Origin of the sequence: Nocardia sp. NPDC051787 (genome assembly GCF_040681325.1) — a bacterium.
Classification (GTDB): Bacteria; Actinomycetota; Actinomycetes; order Mycobacteriales; family Mycobacteriaceae; genus Nocardia.
Window position 1 is genome coordinate 13,961 of the sequence record NZ_JBFAYO010000017.1, and the last position, 15,730, is coordinate 29,690.

The following is a 15,730-nucleotide window of genomic DNA, read 5'->3' on the forward strand; positions in this document are numbered from 1 at the left end:
TTAACTCTCCGCCGCCGACCGGCGAAATCCCTAGGGGTGGGGTAAGTACCACCGCCGAGGTGGGCGGTAACCCACCCTGGGGTGCCTGGTTGCCGTCCCGAGTTCGTCGGACGATCTATGTGTATCGCAAACACGCACTGGATCGGCAAGGAAGGACTCGGACGTGGCTACCGAGCACAACACCGCGGCGCTGCCCAAGAACCACAACCCCGCTCTCTCGGAGAGCCGCCGGGTATCGGCCGAGCTGGACAAGCTGATCGGTCCGGCGGCCGCGGGCGACCGTCAGGCGGTCGCCGAGATCATCCGGGTGGTGCACCCGCTGGTGCGGCGCTACTGCGGTGCGCGCCTGGGCAATACGGCCCATCTGCAGGTCACCGCCGACGACGTGGTGCAGGAGGTCCTCTTGGCCACCGTCAACGCCATCCCGCGCTACCGCGACCAGGGCAAGTCGTTCCTGGCGTTCGTCTACGGCATCGCGGCCAACAAGGTCGCCGACGCGTTCCGCCGCTCGCAGCAGCACCCCGCCTACCCGGTGGCCGACGTCCCGGATGCCGCGTCCTCCGCCGCCGGACCCGAGGAGTGGGCGCTGGCCTCCGAACGCCGCACCGCCACAAGGGAACTCATGAAAGTGCTGGCGCCCGCGCACCGCGAGGTGCTGGTGTTGCGCATCATGCTCGGCTGGTCGGCGGCGCAGACCGCGGAGGCCATCGGCACCAGCCCGGGTGTGGTCCGGGTGATGCAGCACCGCGCGCTGAACAAGCTGCGCGCGGAGCTGAAGCCGGCCGCGTAGTCCCCGGCGGTGCTGCGCCGCGGACGCATCGGCCGTATCGGAGGGTTATGGCCTGATGCCGTGGTTGGCGAGCTCCAGCCGGAGGTCTTCCTCGGCTTCCACCGAAGTCACGAACAGCAGTTCGTCGTCGCCCTCGAACGGGTCGTCCGGCTGCGGCACGATCACCCGTCCGCCGCGCAGGATCGTCACGAGGGCGGCGTCGCGCGGCAGGGTGAGCGCGCGCACCGGCTTACCCGCCAGCGCGGTATCCGCGGGCAGCGTCATCTCCACCAGGTTCGCCTGGCCCTGGCGCAGCGTCAGCAGGCGCACCAGATCCCCGACCGAAACCGCTTCCTCCACCAGCGAGGCCAGCAGCCGGGGCGTGGACACCGCGACGTCCACACCCCACGAGGCGTCGAAGAGCCATTCGTTGCGCGGATCGTTCACCCGGGCAACCACCCGGCGTACCCCGAACTCGGTCTTGGCCAGCAGGCTGTGCACCAGGTTGGCCTTGTCGTCGCCCGTGGCCGCGATGACCACCTCGTAGGTCTCCAGCCCGGCCTGCTCGAGCAGCGCCAGCTCGCACGCGTCGGCGTGCACCCAGATCGCGTCCGGGATCGCCGTGGGATCGATGTGCTCGAGCTGCCGCTCCAGGAGCATCACCCGGTGCCCGCCGCGCAGGAGCTCCCTGGCGATCGATCGGCCGACGGCGCCTGCTCCGGCGATGGCCACTTTCATGTTCAGTCCTCGCTCGCTGGGGGCTTCGCGGCCAGGGCGACGGCCTCGCCCACGGTGCCGGAGGTCGCGGCCACGTAGACGATGTCGTCGGCCTGGACGATGGTCTTACTGTCGGGCAGCAATCCCTGGCCGAAACGGATGATGAACGCGACCCGCGCCGCGATGGTCTGCTGCAAGTCGCGCACCGTGCGGCCGTACCACTCTTCGTGCAGCGTCAGTTGCGTTACAGCAACAGTCCCGGTGGGGTCTCGCCACGTGGTGGTGCTGGGATCGCCGATGAGCGCACGCAGGAAGCGGTCGGTCGTCCACGGCACCGTGGCGATGGTCGGGATGCCGAGGCGCTCGTAGACGGCCGCGCGTTTGGCGTCGTAGATCCTGGCGACGACGCGCTGCACGCCGAACATCTCCCTGGCGACCCGCGCCGAGATGATGTTCGAGTTGTCGCCCGAGGAGACCGCCGCGAACGCGTCGGCCTGCTCGATCCCCGCCTTTATCAGCACATCTCGATCGAATCCGACGCCGGTCACCCGAGTGCCGGGAAAGTCGGAGCCGAGACGCAGGAACGCACTGGAATCCCGGTCGATCACGGTGACCTCATGACCTATGCGGACCAGGGCATGGGCGAGCGAGGAGCCGACGCGCCCGCACCCCATGATCACTACGTACACCGTGCAACCTCGTTCCTGGAACCATGGTGTTCGGTCTGCTCTGCTGTTCGGTCGAACGCTACCCGTCGAATGATTCCATCGGCCACGTTCCCCCTCCAGCCGCCGAGCAAACCTGCGAGCCACGCGCGCGATCCACCGTGCGGGGGCCTATGCTCGCTCCAGTGTCCAAGTTGACGACGGCAGCGAAGCGAGTGCTGCTGGGCAGGCCTTTCCGCAGTGACTCGCTCGGTCACACCTTGCTGCCGAAGCGAATCGCGCTCCCTGTGTTCGCCTCCGATGCCATGTCATCGGTCGCCTACGCCCCCGAAGAAATCTTCCTCGTCCTGTCGGCCGCAGGCATCTCGGCCTATCTGTACGCCCCGTGGGTCGGCCTCGCGGTCGCCTTCGTGATGGCGGTGGTGGTGGCCAGCTACCGGCAGAACGTGCACGCGTACCCATCCGGCGGCGGCGACTACGAGGTCGCCACGACCAACCTCGGCCCCACCGCGGGGTTGACCGTCGGCAGCGCGCTGCTGGTCGACTACGTGCTCACCGTCGCGGTGTCGATCTCCTCGGCCGCGTCCAACATCGGCTCGGCCATTCCGTTCGTCGCCACCCACAAGGTGCTGTTCGCCGTCGTGGCCATCGCCGCGCTGACCGCGATGAACCTGCGCGGGGTGCGCGAATCGGGAAGCATGTTCGCGATTCCGACCTACGCGTTCATCGCCGGCATGTTCATCATGCTCGGCTGGGGCTTGTTCCGGATCTTCGTGCTCGGTGAACAGTTGCGGGCCGAGTCGGCGGGATTCGGGTTGAACGCCGAGGACGAGCACCTGTACGGCCTGGCGTTCGCCTTCCTCATCGCGCGCGCGTTCTCCTCCGGCTGCGCCGCGCTGACCGGTGTGGAGGCGATCAGCAACGGCGTCCCCGCGTTCCGCAAACCCAAGTCGCGCAACGCCGCCACCACGCTGCTGATGCTGGGGGCCATCGCGATCGTGCTGCTGATGGGCATCATCGTCCTGGCCCAGAAGATCGGAATCGTCTACGCGCACAACGTTTCCGAGCTGACCGGCGCGCCGGACGACTACCAGCAGAAGACGCTCATCGCCCAGCTCGCCGATACCGTTTTCCAGGGTTTCCCGATCGGCTTCTTCTTCATCACGACGGTGACCGCGCTGATCCTGGTGCTCGCCGCGAACACCGCCTTCAACGGGTTCCCCGTGCTCGGCTCGATCCTGGCACAGGATCGCTACCTGCCCCGGCAGCTGCACACCCGAGGCGACCGGCTGGCGTTCAGCAACGGCATCCTGTTCCTCTCCGGCGCGGCCATCGCGTTCGTGGTGTTGTTCGGCGCCGAGGTGACCAAGCTGATCCAGCTGTATATCGTCGGCGTGTTCGTCTCGTTCGTGCTCAGCCAGACCGGCATGCTGCGCCACTGGACCCGCCTGCTGCGCACCGAGACCGACCCGGCGCAGCGCGCGCGGATGAAGCGGTCCCGGGTCATCAACGCGGTCGGCCTCAGCGCGACCGGCGCGGTGCTGGTGATCGTGCTGATCACGAAGTTCTTCGCCGGCGCCTACATCGCCATCTTCACCATGGTCGCGATCTTCGTGGTGATGAAGATGATTCGCCGGCACTACGACTCGGTCGCGCGCGAGCTGGACGAGCACGAGTGGGACGGCGTGCTGCCCAGCCGCTCGCACTCCATCGTGCTGGTCTCCCGGCTGCACCTGCCGACCCGCCGGGCCCTGGCCTATGCCCGCGCCACCCGCCCCGACACGTTGGAGGCGGTGACGGTGAACGTGGACGAGGCCGACACCAGGGCGCTGGTGCGGGAGTGGGAGAACAGCGACATCACGGTGCCGCTGAAGGTGATCGAATCGCCGTACCGGGAGATCACCAAACCGGTTCTCGACTACGTCAAGCGGGTACGCAAGGACGCCCCCCGCGACGTGGTGACGGTGTTCATCCCCGAGTACGTGGTGGGCCACTGGTGGGAGCAGGTGCTGCACAACCAGAGCGCGCTACGGCTGAAGGGAAGGTTGCTGTTCGAGCCGGGCGTGATGGTGACCAGCGTGCCGTGGCAGCTGAGCTCGTCCGCTCGGGCGAGGGTGCCCGGCGTGGTGAACGCACCCGGCGCGGTGCGGCGCGGGTACGAGGACCGGACATGACGTCCAGGGAGTAATCGGGATGAGTGATTGGCGGACAAGCACGTTCGAGGTGCGGCTCGGGCCGCCAGGGCACGGCGGCTTCTGTGTCGCACGGCACGAGGGACGTGTGATGTTCGTCCGGCACGGGCTCCCCGGCGAACTGGTGCGGGCCCGGGTCACCGAGGACCGGGGCGGCTCGTACTGCCGGGCCGACGCCGTCGAGGTGCTCGAGGCGTCACCCGACCGGGTGCCGCCCACCTGCCCGGTATCCGGTCCCGGCGGCGCCGGATGCTGTGACTTCTCCTTCGCCACGCCGGCGGCGCAGCGCGCGCTGAAGGCCACGGTGGTGGCCGAACAGCTGCGCCGAGTGGCCGGGATCGAGCGCGACGTGGTGGTGGAGCCGATCGAGTCCGGCGAAACGATCGGCGGGTGGCGCACCCGCGTGCGGCTCGCGGTGGACGAATGGGGCCGCGCCGGCGTGCACCGATATCGCAGCACCGACGTGATCGCGGATCTGCGATGCCCGCAACCGGTCGCGGGGGCGCTGGAGGGCATCGCGGATCGGCAGTGGACGCCGGGCGCCGATCTGGTGATCGCGGTGGACGGTGACGGCATCCGCCACATCGTCGAGCTGGCGCCCGCGGAGACGGGAGCGGGCAGCCGCGGCGGCGACCGGCGCGGTCCGGGTGGAAACGACCGGCGGGACGGCTCCAGGCGACGCGACCGTCCGCACGGCCGCGATCGCCGCGGTGGACGGCGCGGCTCCGATCGGCGGGGCAGCGAGGCAGCCGCGGCGTCGTCCACCCGGCGGGATGAACGTCGAGACACCTCCGCGCGGCGCGCGGCCGCGCACGCGGCACGCGACGAATGGGTGTTCGCGGGCAGTGGTCGCGCGGTCGAGTATGTGGCGGGCCGTCGGTGGGAGATCGCGGCGACCGGCTTCTGGCAGGCGCACCGCGGCGCGGCGCAACGGTATTCCGATCTCGTGGCGGAGTGGTCGGCGCTCGGCCCCGGCGGACGCGCCTGGGATCTCTACAGCGGTGCGGGCGTCTTCGCCGCGCGCCTGGCCGAGCAGGTCGGCCGGACCGGTGTGGTGCTCGGAGTGGAATCCGCGCGATCCGCGGTCGCGGATGGCGCCGCCGCGCTGCGCGATCTGCCCTGGGTGGAGTTACGCGCCCAGCGGGTGGAGCGCTGGGTGGTGGAGCATGTCGGCGCGGCGGCGCCGGACCTGGTGGTGCTCGATCCGCCGCGCGCGGGCGCGGGCAAGGAGGTGGTCGGGGCGGTCACGGCGAGCGGACCGGCGCGGATCATCCACGTCGGATGCGACCCGGCGGCGTTCGCCCGCGACCTCGGGTTGTACCAGGCGGCGGGCTACCGGCTCGCCGACCTGCGCGCGTTCGACGCGTTCCCCGCGACGCACCACGTCGAATGCCTCGCGCTGCTGGAGGCTCGACCGGCGGCACTACCTAATTAGAGTCATCACCATGACCGTGTATGTAATTGCGCAGCTGAAGTTCACCGATCGTGCCGCCTACGATCGCTACCAGGCGCGCTTCCTCGACGTCTTCGTCCGCTACTCCGGCACGCTGCTGGCCGCGGACGAATCCCCTCGGGTAGTCGAGGGCGCCACCGACCGCGAGAAGGTGGTCCTGATGTCGTTCCCCGACGAACCGTCCTTCCGAGCCTGGGCCGAATCGCCGGAGTATCAAGAGATCTCGAAGGATCGCTACGCCGGAGCCGACACGGTGAGCCTGCTGGTACACGGCCTCGGTCACTCCTGAGCCGTCGGACGCCGATGGCACGATGAGCTGATGATCCATCACGTGCAACTGTGTTGTCCCGCGGGTGCGGAAGACCGGCAGCGCGGCTTCTACACCGGCGTGCTGGGCTGGCCGGAACTCCCGAAGCCGCCACTGCTGGCCGCCCGGGGCGGTTGCTGGTTCCGCGTCCCTGGCCGAGGCGGCCCGGACGGTGAACTACACGTCGGCGTGGAGGACGACTTCCGTCCCGCCGTCAAAGCGGACCCGGCGTTCGTCGTGGACATCGATGCTGTCGCCGCGGCGGTTTCGGCCGCGGGATACCCGGTGGCATGGGCCGATCCGGCCGAGATTCCGGGGCGGCGCCGGTTCCACACCTACGATGCGGTCGGTAATCGGCTGGAATTCCTGGCGGATTGATCATGCCGGACGAGTCGTGTTCAGCGCGGCCTGCCATCGGCTTGTCACGCGACACCGCACCTGGCGCTTGGACGTCGATCGGCGTGGCGTCAGTCGAGTTGCCACGTGATGCGTATGACCGCGGAGATCTCGCTCTCGCCCAGTTCGACCGGGACCGCGGCGGCGCGGTAGATCTCCATCGGGGCGGAGATGCTCTGCGCACGCGGGGCCGGTGGCGCGGAGGCCGCGTCCTCGGTGATCTCGAGGACCTTGCCGAGCGTGCGCTGCGCGCGTTGGGCGTACTGCTCGGCCTTGGCGAGGGCGTTCCCCCACGCGGTGTCGCGCGCCCGGGCGAGCAAGGAGTCCTGATCGGCGACGGTGAGCATCAGGCCGCCGAGACGGACGTCGTCGCCGCCTGCCTCGACGCAGTTGGCGATGATCGTGGCGGGTCCGGGATCGGCGTTGTCCCCGATATCGCGCAACGCCACGGTCAGCGACGTGCTAGCGAGGTATCCGGTGATCCGGTTGCCCTGGCCCTCGGTCCACACCGTCTCGGTCTGCACCGACAGACCGCTGGTGGCGATGTCGGCGCCGTCGACACCATCGGACTGCAGTGACCGCGTCACCGCGGCCACGCGCTCACCGGCCCGGCCGTAGGCGAGCGCGACCTTGCTGGCCCGCGATTCCACGGAGATCGTCACCCGCATCAGATCGGGGGTGGCGCGGGCGGTGCCGTGCCCGAAGGTCGTGACGGTGCCTGCCCCGAAATCGGACTTCTCGCTCACGGAATTCTCCTCGATGATCGGTGTCGGTTCGAGCTGCCGTCATACCGTGCTGTGCCCGCCGCGCGGCCCGGTAATCGCCCCGCGTTGATCTGTGTGATGCTCGGCGGCGAGTCGTTCGAGTTCGGTGGCGTTGTATACGCGGGAGGCGGTCATCACGCTGAGCACCTGCTCCACCACTGCCGCAGTGATCGCCCGGTCCCTGGTCGCGGGCCCCGCGCCGTAGAACCGGCCTTCGGCGGTGGCCGGGCACACGTCGAACGAATCGAGTTCCACCCCAGCCAGTTCGGGAACGAGCCGGCCGGCGGCCGGGGAATCCCCGACCCGGCAGCGCCGGTGGGCGCCGTCGGCGATCCGCGCCACAACGCCGGGTTCAATTGTCCGCGAGACCAGTTGCTCGGGCTGGGCCACCCTGCCACTCTAGGCCGGGTACCGTATGTCCCGGCGGTGCGGCCGAGCTCACATTCCGGTGCGATGCCGGTCGGTGTGATGGTTCTCGTGCGGGCGTGCCATCCGCCGCTCCGTAGACTGATCGGATCAGATGCGCTATCCGGAGGGAGCTAGTTCAGGTGGGAGTGCTTTCCCGGGTCGACTCGCCCGAAGATCTGCGTCGGCTGACGGTGCCGCAGTTGCGCGAGCTGGCGGAGGAGATCCGCGAGTTCCTGGTGCGCAAGGTCGCCGCGACCGGCGGGCACCTCGGCCCCAACCTCGGTGTGGTCGAGCTCACCATCGCGCTGCACCGGACCTTCGACTCACCGGCCGACCCGGTGATCTTCGACACCGGGCACCAGGCCTACGTGCACAAGATCCTGACCGGTCGCAAGGAGGAGTTCGATTCGCTGCGCAAGCAGGGCGGCCTGTCCGGCTACCCGAGCCGGGCCGAAAGCGCGCACGACTGGGTGGAGTCCTCGCACGCCTCGGCGGCGCTGTCCTACGCGGACGGGCTGGCGAAGGCGTTCGCCCTCAGCGGGCAGGACCGGCACGTGGTCGCGGTGGTCGGCGACGGCGCGCTTACCGGCGGCATGTGCTGGGAGGCGTTGAACAACATCGCCGCCGCTCCGGATCGTCCGGTGGTCGTCGTGGTCAACGACAACGGCCGCTCCTACGCGCCCACCATCGGCGGGCTGGCCGACCGGCTGACCGCGCTGCGTACCCAGCCCGCCTATGAGCACGCGCTGGACGCGGGCAAACGCATCCTGAAGAGCATCCCGCGGGTGGGCGAATCGGCGTACTCGATGGTGCACGCGGTGAAAGCCGGGATCAAGGACGCGGTCAGCCCGCAGGAGCTGTTCAGCGACCTCGGCCTGAAGTACGTCGGGCCGGTCGACGGCCACGACGTCGCCGCCTTGGAGGCGGCGCTGCGCCGGGCGAAGGACTTCGGCGGACCGGTTGTGGTGCACGCCGTGACGCAGAAGGGCCGCGGCTACGCGCCGGCCGAGAATCATGTCGCCGACCAGATGCACGCCTGCGACCCGATCGACCCGCTGACCGGCGCTCCGGTGGGCGGCCCGAAGGCGCTGGGCTGGACCTCGGTGTTCTCCGAGGAACTGATCGCGCACGCCGAGCGGCGCGCCGACATCGTGGCCATCACGGCCGCCATGCCGGGGCCGACCGGGCTCGCGGCGTTCGGGGAGCGGTTCCCGGACCGCATGTTCGACGTGGGCATCGCCGAACAGCACGCCATGGCCTCGGCCGCGGGTCTGGCGCTCGGCGGCATGCATCCGGTGGTCGCGATCTACTCGACCTTCCTCAATCGCGCCTTCGACCAGCTGCTGATGGATGTGGCGCTGCTGAAGCAGCCGGTGACGGTGGTGCTGGACCGTGCGGGCATCACCGGCTCCGACGGCGCCAGCCACAACGGCATGTGGGATCTATCGGTGCTCGGCATCATTCCCGGCATCCGGGTCGCCGCGCCGCGCGATGCCACGACGCTGCGCGAGGAACTGGCCGAGGCGCTGGCCGTCAACGACGGTCCGACCGCGCTGCGATTCCCGAAAGGCAGTGTTGCCGAAGATATCTCGGCCATCGAGCGGCTGGACGGCGTGGACGTGCTGCGGATGGCGGAGCCGGAGGGCGGCTCGGTGCAGGCGGTGCACGGCGACGTCTTGCTCATCGCCGTCGGCTCGTTCGCGGGCGTAGCCTTGGAGGCGGCGAATCTGCTCGGCGCGGAAGGGGTTTCGGTCACCGTCATCGACCCGCGCTGGGTGCTGCCGGTATCCGACACACTGCTCAAGCTCGCCGAGAACTACCGGCTCGTGGTCACGCTGGAGGACGGCGGACTGCACGGCGGCATCGGCTCCACGGTCTCGGCCCGCCTGCGTAACTCCGGCCTGGACATCCCGGCCCGCGATCTCGGTGTGCCGCAACAGTTCCTGGACCACGCTTCGCGCGGCGAAGTGCACGCGGACCTAGGGTTGACCGCTCCCGATATCGCCCGCCGCATCGGCGGGTGGCTCGCCGCTCGCTGAGGTCACGGCGGGCGACCCCGCGGGGAGCACGAGCCGGTTCGCCGGCGGCAACGCGGCCGTCAGCCGCGGCACCGCCAGCTCCCGCTGCCAGGGCCGTGCGCCGCCGGACTTCAGGAATCCGTCGACCGCGGCGGACAGCTCGGCCACGTCGTAATCGGCCAGCCCGTCCCAGCACAGACGGCGCACCAGATCCGGCGCGAGCAGATTCTCCACCGGAATCGCCTGCTCGGCCGACAGCTCGCCCATCGCGGCCCGAGCTCTGGCCAGGCGCGCGGCCGCGGCCGGGTCACGGCGCTCCCAGCGGTTGACCGGCGGCGGACCGTCGAACGGCTGGGTCAGTGGCGGCAGCTCGCTGTCCGGCAGGGTGCGGCCGCGCTCGATCGCGGCGAGCCATTCGCGGGAATACCGGCGTTGCCGCGGCCCACCGAACACCGGTAGCGTGCGCAATTGTGCGATCGACTTCGGTTCCGCAGCGGCCGCGGCGATGATCGCGGCATCCGGGAGAATGCGGGCCGGCGCCACATCGCGGGTGCGGGCCAGCACGTCCCTTGCGGTCCACAGCTCACGCACCACCGCCAGCTGCCTGGCCCGGCGCAGCGTGTGGATGCCCGAGGTGCGCCGCCAGCGCTCGGCTTTCGGAGCGGGCGGATCCAGCGTGCGAATGTGCTCGAATTCCTGTGCCGCCCATTCTGTTTTGCCCTGCGCCCGGAGGGCGGCGGCCACCGCGTCGCGCAGCTCCAGCAGCAATTCCACGTCGAGCGCGGCGTAGTTCAGCCACTCGTCGGGCAGGGGCCGGGTAGACCAGTCGGCCGCGCCGTGCCCCTTGCGCAGCGCCCGGCCGAGCAGACGCTCCACCATCGCGGCGAGTCCCACGCGTTCGAAACCGGCCAGCCGTCCGCCCAACTCGGTGTCGAACAGCCGGGCCGGGCGCAAGCCGAGCTCGGCCAGACCGGGCAAGTCCTGGTCCGCGGAATGCAGGACCCACTCGAGTTCGTTGATCGCCTCGGCCAGCGGAGCGAGACCGTCGGCGAGCGGAATGGGATCGATGAGGAACGTGCCCGCGCCGGCGCGGCGCAATTGGATCAGATACGCGCGTGCCGAGTACCGGAAGCCGGAGGCCCGTTCGGCGTCCACGGCGAGCGGTCCGGTGCCCGCGAGGAGCCGGGCGGCGGCCGCGCTGATCTCGGCGGCGGTGTCCAGTACCGGTGGCACACCCTCCGCAGGCGCGAGCAAGGGCGTCGCGACCGAGGGTTCGGATTCTTCTGGTACGGACATGGTGTTGAACTTTACGTGCCGACTCGAAGGCGCCGCCGTCCTATCGGCGCATCAATCTGTCGATCGAGCGGCCGTGACGCACCCGGTCATCTTATGCGCTGGTCCCGGCGCAGGTCACACCCCGCGGCGGGGCGTGCTCACGGTTGGTCGCCGGGCAAGCCCGGACGCATCTGCAGCTGGGTCACCCCTGCGGGCGGCAGACCGGCCGCGTAGGCCAGCACCTCGCAGAATGCCTCGAGATGGGGCCGCATGTCGGTGGTGACCGGCGTCCAGGAGGCGCGTATCTCCAGCTGGTGGGCGCGCGGCGGACCGGCGATATCGCCGTAGCGCACCGAGCTGGTCGAGGTCACCGTACCGCCCAGTGCGGTGAACGGTTCGGCCCGCGACTCCAGCGCGTCCACCAGCCAGCTCCATGCCACCTCGGGTAGCAGCGGGTCGGTGGCCAGCGCGGCATCGATGTCGGCCTGGATGTAGGCGACCAGACGGAGGGTGCCGTGCCAGGTGTCGTCGCCGTTCGGGTCGTGCAGCAGGATCAACCTGCCGAACGCGTCGCCTTCGGACTCGATCGGAACCACGGCGGCGTCCGGGTGTTTGACCTCGGCGCCGACGGCGTAGGAGTACGGCGCGAGTCGTTGCGGCGGCCGGATAGGCGCGAGCTCGATCCGGGGATGCACGGTAGCGGTGCCCATCGCATCGACCGCGGCGCGAAATAGAGCGGGCTCGCCCTGGGGTCCTTCGGTCGGTGCGGCGCCGTCGCGGAAGTCGAGCGGTGTCACGAATGCTGACGGTAGACCTTGTGCACACGGCGCGGTCGGAGGCGCGCCGCTGTACGCGATGCGGCGTGCGCCGGGGCTGTGTTGAATCTGCGGCGCGGCGTGTTCGTAAGACTCGCTCACGGCGACGTCCACTGCCGCCTCCGGGTCCGTCGCTCCCGCCGAGCCCGCTTACGATAGCCGTGATGAGCACTCATACCCGCCGCCGGTTGACCGATGCCCCGTTCCTGGCCGCCGCCACCGGCGCGACGCCCAGCAGGCGTCCGGTGTGGTTCATGCGCCAAGCCGGACGCTCGCTGCCCGAATATCGCGACGTGCGGGCGGGCATCGGGATGCTCGAGTCGTGCTTCGATCCGGAGCTGGTGTGCGAGATCACCCTGCAGCCGATCCGCAGGCACAACGTCGACGCGGCGATCTTGTTCTCCGACATCGTCGTTCCGCTCAAAGCGGCGGGGATCGATCTGGACATCGTGCCCGGCGTCGGCCCGGTGGTCGCCGCGCCGGTGCGGACGGTCGCCGACGTGCGCGCGCTGCCCCGGCTGCGTCCCGAGGAAGTCGGCGCGGTCACCGACGGCGTGCGCCTGCTGGTCGATGCGCTGGGCGAGACGCCCCTGATCGGGTTCGCGGGCGCGCCGTTCACCCTCGCTTCCTATCTGGTCGAGGGCGGCCCGAGCAAGAACCACGAGCGCACCAAGGCGATGATGTACGCCGACCCGCAGACCTGGCACGCGCTGCTCGGTGCGCTCAGCGACATCACCATCGCGTTCCTGCAGGCCCAGCTGGCGGCGGGCGTCGACGCGGTGCAGTTGTTCGACTCCTGGGCGGGTGCGCTGTCGCTGGCCGACTATCGCACCTTCGTGCTGCCCCACTCGGAGCGGGTGTTCGCCGAGATCGCCGACGCGGGCGTGCCGCGGATCCACTTCGGTGTCGGCACCGGCGAACTGCTCGGCGCCATGGGCGAGGCGGGCGCCGACGTGGTCGGCGTCGACTGGCGGGTGCCGTTGACCGACGCCGTCCGCCGGGTCGGACCCGGAAAAGCGTTGCAGGGCAACCTCGATCCCGCCGTGCTGTTCGCCGGACCCGCGGCGATCGAGGCGCAGGCCCGCCGGATCGTGCGCGAAGCGGACGAGGCGATCACGATGGGCGCCTCCGGACACATCTTCAACCTGGGACACGGAGTGCTCCCGGACACCGACCCGGGCGTGCTGACCGCCTTGGTGGAGCTCGTCCACGAACTGTGAGGACCTGAGCGGGCGGTAACCGGCCGACCCGATAGCTGGGTTACTCGCGCCGCATCGCAGGGCCCCTCACGACGACCGTTTCACCGCGGCCGCGACACCGTCGAGGACGAGTTCGAGCCGAAGGTGAAGTCGTCGGTCGCCGCGGAGCCGGCGTAGCTCGCGATTGTGGGGCGAAGCACAGCGCGCCAACCGTTCGACGGGCGCGGCCGCGAAGCACGATACGGTCGAGGTATGCGTATCGCGGTGGTCGGCGGTGGAATCAGCGGACTGGTGGCCGCGTATCGGCTGCGGACACTGCTCGGCCCGGACGCCGACCTGCTCGTGCTCGATCGATCCGATCGGATCGGCGGCATCCTCTACACCGGTGCATTGGCCGGGGAGCCCTTGGATCTCGGAGCGGAAGCGTTCGTCGGACGGCGGCCGGAGGTGCCCGAGTTGCTGTGTGAGCTCGGGCTCGAGTCGCAGTTGGTGACCCCCGCCGGGCTGCGGCCGCTGGTGTGGTCGGGCGGTGCCGTCCATTCGCTGCCGGAGGGCACGCTGATGGGTATCCCGGCGAACGCCGAGTCGATGCGCGGGCTGGCCGATGCCGCGACGCTGGCGCGGATCGCCGCCGAGCCCGAACGGCCGCTGACTTGGTTACCGGGCTCCGACACCGATGTCTACGGCCTGGTGGCTGACCGATTCGGCGCGCAGGTCGCCGAACGCAGCGTCGATCCGTTGCTCGGCGGCGTCTACGCGGGTAGTTCGCGCTCCATCGGCGTCCGCGCCGCGCTGCCCACACTCGCCGCGGCCCTGGACAACGGCGCGCCCAGCCTCACCGCGGCCGTCCGCGCCGCGCTGCCGCCGCCTTCCAACGCGCCGGTCTTCGGCGGAATCCGCGACGGCTACCGGACGCTGCTCGACGCGCTCGCCGCACGGTCGGCGGCGAAGTTCGTCACCGCGACGCCGGGGACCCGTCTGGCCAGGGGTCTGCGCGGCTGGGTGGTGGACCCGATCGGCGCGGTCGACGCGGTGGTACTCGCCACCCCCGCGCCGGTGACCGCACGGCTGCTGGGCGGCGTCGCCCCGGCCGCGGCCGCGGAGCTGGCTGGCGTCGAGCTGTCCTCGTCGGTGGTCGTCGCTCTCGCGTTGCCGCGCGGGACCGCGCTGCCGCAGAACTCCGGCATCTTGGTGGCCACCGGAGAACCGTTGCGCGCCAAGGCGTTCACCCTCTCCAGCCGCAAGTGGCCGCACCTCGCGCACCGCGAAACCGCCCTGGTCCGAGCATCTTTCGGCAAGTTCGGGGACGACGCCGCGCTGTCGTGGCCGGACGCCGGACTCGTCGCCGCCGCCGCGGAAGATCTGGCCACCGTCACCGGCGTCGACATCGCACCGTCCGCGGCCGTGGTCCAACGCTGGCCCGGTGGCCTCGCCCAGTACGCGCCCGGCCACACAGCCCGTATCGCGGCCGTCGAAGCCGAGGTGGCCACGCTCGACGGCCTGGCCGTGGCCGGTGCGTATCTGCACGGCGTCGGCGTGCCCGCGTGCGTAGCCTCCGGCACCGCCGCCGCACAGCGGATCGCCGCCCCCTGATCCTCCGGCACGTTTCTCGTCTCGCCCGTTCGCGACCGGTGAATGAGCACTTGTGAACAGCGGGATCGACTGCCACAGAAGTCTGCGGCCCGCCCGGATTCCCGCGCGACATCCAGCTCCACGACGCGGGCGTCCCGGATGACCGGGTCCGCATCGAGCAGTTCACGCCCGCCGACAGGGGCGCTCCCGGCCGAGTGGCACGATAGGGCTATGGCGCGACTCGACTATCAGGCTCTCAACACCACCATCCGCTACCTGATGTTCTCGGTCTTCCAGGTGCAGCCAGGAGTGCTGGGTGAGGACAGGGACGCCGCGACCAAGGAGGCCAGGGCGTTCTTCGACGGTCTCGTGGAGCGCGACGTCGTGGTCCGCGGCATCTACGACGTGGCCGGGATGCGCGCCGACGCCGACTTCATGATCTGGACGCACGCCGAACGCGTCGAGGACCTGCAAGCGGCGTACGCGGATTTCCGCCGCAGCACCGAACTGGGCCGGGCCAGCGCGCCGGTGTGGAGCAACGCGGCGCTGCACCGGCCCGCCGAGTTCAACAAGAGCCATATCCCGGCCTTCCTCGCCGGGGAGGAGCCGGGCGACTACATCTGCGTGTACCCGTTCGTCCGCTCCTACGAGTGGTATCTCCTGCCCGACGACGAGCGGCGCAGGATGCTGGCCGAACACGGGAAGGCCGCGCGCGGTTACCCGGACGTGCGAGCCAACACGGTCAGCTCGTTCGCGCTCGGCGATTACGAGTGGATTCTCGCTTTCGAGGCGCCGGAACTGCACCGCATCGTCGATTTGATGCGCGATCTGCGGGCCACCGACGCCAGGCGGCATGTGCGCGAGGAGATCCCGTTCTTCACCGGCCCGCGGGTGGAGATCGAGAAGCTGATCGCCGCCCTGCCCTGACTTCGCCACCGATCCGGAATAGCGCGAGCCCGGCAGCTATGCGGCGGACGCCGGATCGGCCTACATCGAGCAAGGCATTGTCCTGGGTGACGGTGAGATCCGAACGTGCGATGTGGGCGTCTACCGCCCGCCGCCGCAAGGTGATCACGGGTATCGTCCCGCCGCGGAGTTCGCGCTCCTCGTGGAGGTCGTCTCGCCCGGTTCGGTACGCGAGTATGGGAGACCGAGCCGAAACTCTATGCTTCGGCGGGTG

General features: G+C 70.2%; 15 protein-coding genes. 9 read left to right on the forward strand and 6 right to left on the reverse strand.

Annotated features, from left to right (window positions below; translation table 11 throughout):
• Window positions 1-163: 163 nt before the first annotated feature.
• Window positions 164-790: a sigma-70 family RNA polymerase sigma factor gene (locus AB0M45_RS19285; RefSeq protein ID WP_364330532.1), complete on the forward strand. Its 627-nt coding sequence runs from the start codon at window positions 164-166 to the stop codon at window positions 788-790.
• Between the two features lie 45 nt (window positions 791-835).
• On the opposite strand, the gene AB0M45_RS19290 is transcribed toward AB0M45_RS19285, so the two are convergent.
• Together AB0M45_RS19290 and AB0M45_RS19295 are read right to left on the reverse strand one after the other, a co-directional pair.
• Window positions 836-1,507 (reverse strand): TrkA family potassium uptake protein, encoded by a 672-nt coding sequence (locus AB0M45_RS19290; RefSeq protein ID WP_364330535.1) that lies wholly within the window; start codon window positions 1,505-1,507, stop codon window positions 836-838.
• Window positions 1,508-1,509: 2 nt separating this feature from the next.
• Window positions 1,510-2,175: a TrkA family potassium uptake protein gene (locus AB0M45_RS19295; protein ID WP_364330538.1), complete on the reverse strand. Its 666-nt coding sequence runs from the start codon at window positions 2,173-2,175 to the stop codon at window positions 1,510-1,512.
• 161 nt (window positions 2,176-2,336) lie between these two features.
• Here AB0M45_RS19295 and AB0M45_RS19300 point away from each other — a divergent pair, with 161 nt between their 5' ends.
• Genes AB0M45_RS19300 through AB0M45_RS19315 form a run of 4 tightly spaced genes read left to right on the forward strand, consistent with a single transcriptional unit; the run spans window position 2,337 to window position 6,481 of the window.
• Window positions 2,337-4,325: an APC family permease gene (locus AB0M45_RS19300; RefSeq protein WP_364330541.1), complete on the forward strand. Its 1,989-nt coding sequence runs from the start codon at window positions 2,337-2,339 to the stop codon at window positions 4,323-4,325.
• 19 nt (window positions 4,326-4,344) lie between these two features.
• Window positions 4,345-5,778: a TRAM domain-containing protein gene (locus AB0M45_RS19305; RefSeq protein ID WP_364330544.1), complete on the forward strand. Its 1,434-nt coding sequence runs from the start codon at window positions 4,345-4,347 to the stop codon at window positions 5,776-5,778.
• 10 nt (window positions 5,779-5,788) lie between these two features.
• A complete protein-coding gene (locus AB0M45_RS19310) occupies window positions 5,789-6,085 on the forward strand; it encodes a DUF1330 domain-containing protein (RefSeq protein ID WP_364330547.1) in 297 nt (98 codons plus the stop codon).
• Window positions 6,086-6,115: 30 nt separating this feature from the next.
• A complete protein-coding gene (locus AB0M45_RS19315; RefSeq protein ID WP_364330550.1) occupies window positions 6,116-6,481 on the forward strand; it encodes a glyoxalase in 366 nt (121 codons plus the stop codon).
• Between the two features lie 89 nt (window positions 6,482-6,570).
• On the opposite strand, the gene AB0M45_RS19320 is transcribed toward AB0M45_RS19315, so the two are convergent.
• Together AB0M45_RS19320 and AB0M45_RS19325 are read right to left on the reverse strand one after the other, a co-directional pair.
• Window positions 6,571-7,245: an SIMPL domain-containing protein gene (locus AB0M45_RS19320; protein WP_364330553.1), complete on the reverse strand. Its 675-nt coding sequence runs from the start codon at window positions 7,243-7,245 to the stop codon at window positions 6,571-6,573.
• A 39-nt stretch (window positions 7,246-7,284) separates the two neighbouring features.
• Window positions 7,285-7,653, reverse strand: coding sequence for a hypothetical protein (locus AB0M45_RS19325; protein ID WP_364330556.1), 369 nt, complete (start codon window positions 7,651-7,653; stop codon window positions 7,285-7,287).
• Between the two features lie 158 nt (window positions 7,654-7,811).
• On the opposite strand from AB0M45_RS19325, the gene dxs reads away from it, so the two are divergent.
• Complete coding sequence (gene dxs, locus AB0M45_RS19330; protein WP_364330559.1) at window positions 7,812-9,710, forward strand: 1-deoxy-D-xylulose-5-phosphate synthase; 1,899 nt, start codon at window positions 7,812-7,814, stop codon at window positions 9,708-9,710.
• Here dxs and AB0M45_RS19335 read toward each other — a convergent pair.
• Both AB0M45_RS19335 and AB0M45_RS19340 read right to left on the reverse strand, forming a co-directional pair.
• Window positions 9,651-10,985, reverse strand: coding sequence for an HRDC domain-containing protein (locus AB0M45_RS19335; RefSeq protein ID WP_364330563.1), 1,335 nt, complete (start codon window positions 10,983-10,985; stop codon window positions 9,651-9,653). The genes dxs and AB0M45_RS19335 overlap by 60 nt on opposite strands.
• Window positions 10,986-11,122: 137 nt before the next feature.
• Window positions 11,123-11,761 (reverse strand): DUF3000 domain-containing protein, encoded by a 639-nt coding sequence (locus AB0M45_RS19340; protein ID WP_364330566.1) that lies wholly within the window; start codon window positions 11,759-11,761, stop codon window positions 11,123-11,125.
• A 173-nt stretch (window positions 11,762-11,934) separates the two neighbouring features.
• On the opposite strand from AB0M45_RS19340, the gene hemE reads away from it, so the two are divergent.
• The 3 genes from hemE (at window position 11,935) to hemQ (ending at window position 15,477) form a co-directional block, all read left to right on the forward strand.
• On the forward strand, window positions 11,935-12,999 hold the full coding sequence (gene hemE / locus AB0M45_RS19345) for a uroporphyrinogen decarboxylase (RefSeq protein WP_364330930.1): 1,065 nt from the start codon (window positions 11,935-11,937) through the stop codon (window positions 12,997-12,999).
• Window positions 13,000-13,230: 231 nt separating this feature from the next.
• A complete protein-coding gene (locus tag AB0M45_RS19350) occupies window positions 13,231-14,571 on the forward strand; it encodes a protoporphyrinogen oxidase (RefSeq protein ID WP_364330569.1) in 1,341 nt (446 codons plus the stop codon).
• Between the two features lie 210 nt (window positions 14,572-14,781).
• On the forward strand, window positions 14,782-15,477 hold the full coding sequence (gene hemQ / locus AB0M45_RS19355; protein ID WP_364330572.1) for a hydrogen peroxide-dependent heme synthase: 696 nt from the start codon (window positions 14,782-14,784) through the stop codon (window positions 15,475-15,477).
• The last annotated feature ends 253 nt before the right edge of the window (window positions 15,478-15,730 follow it).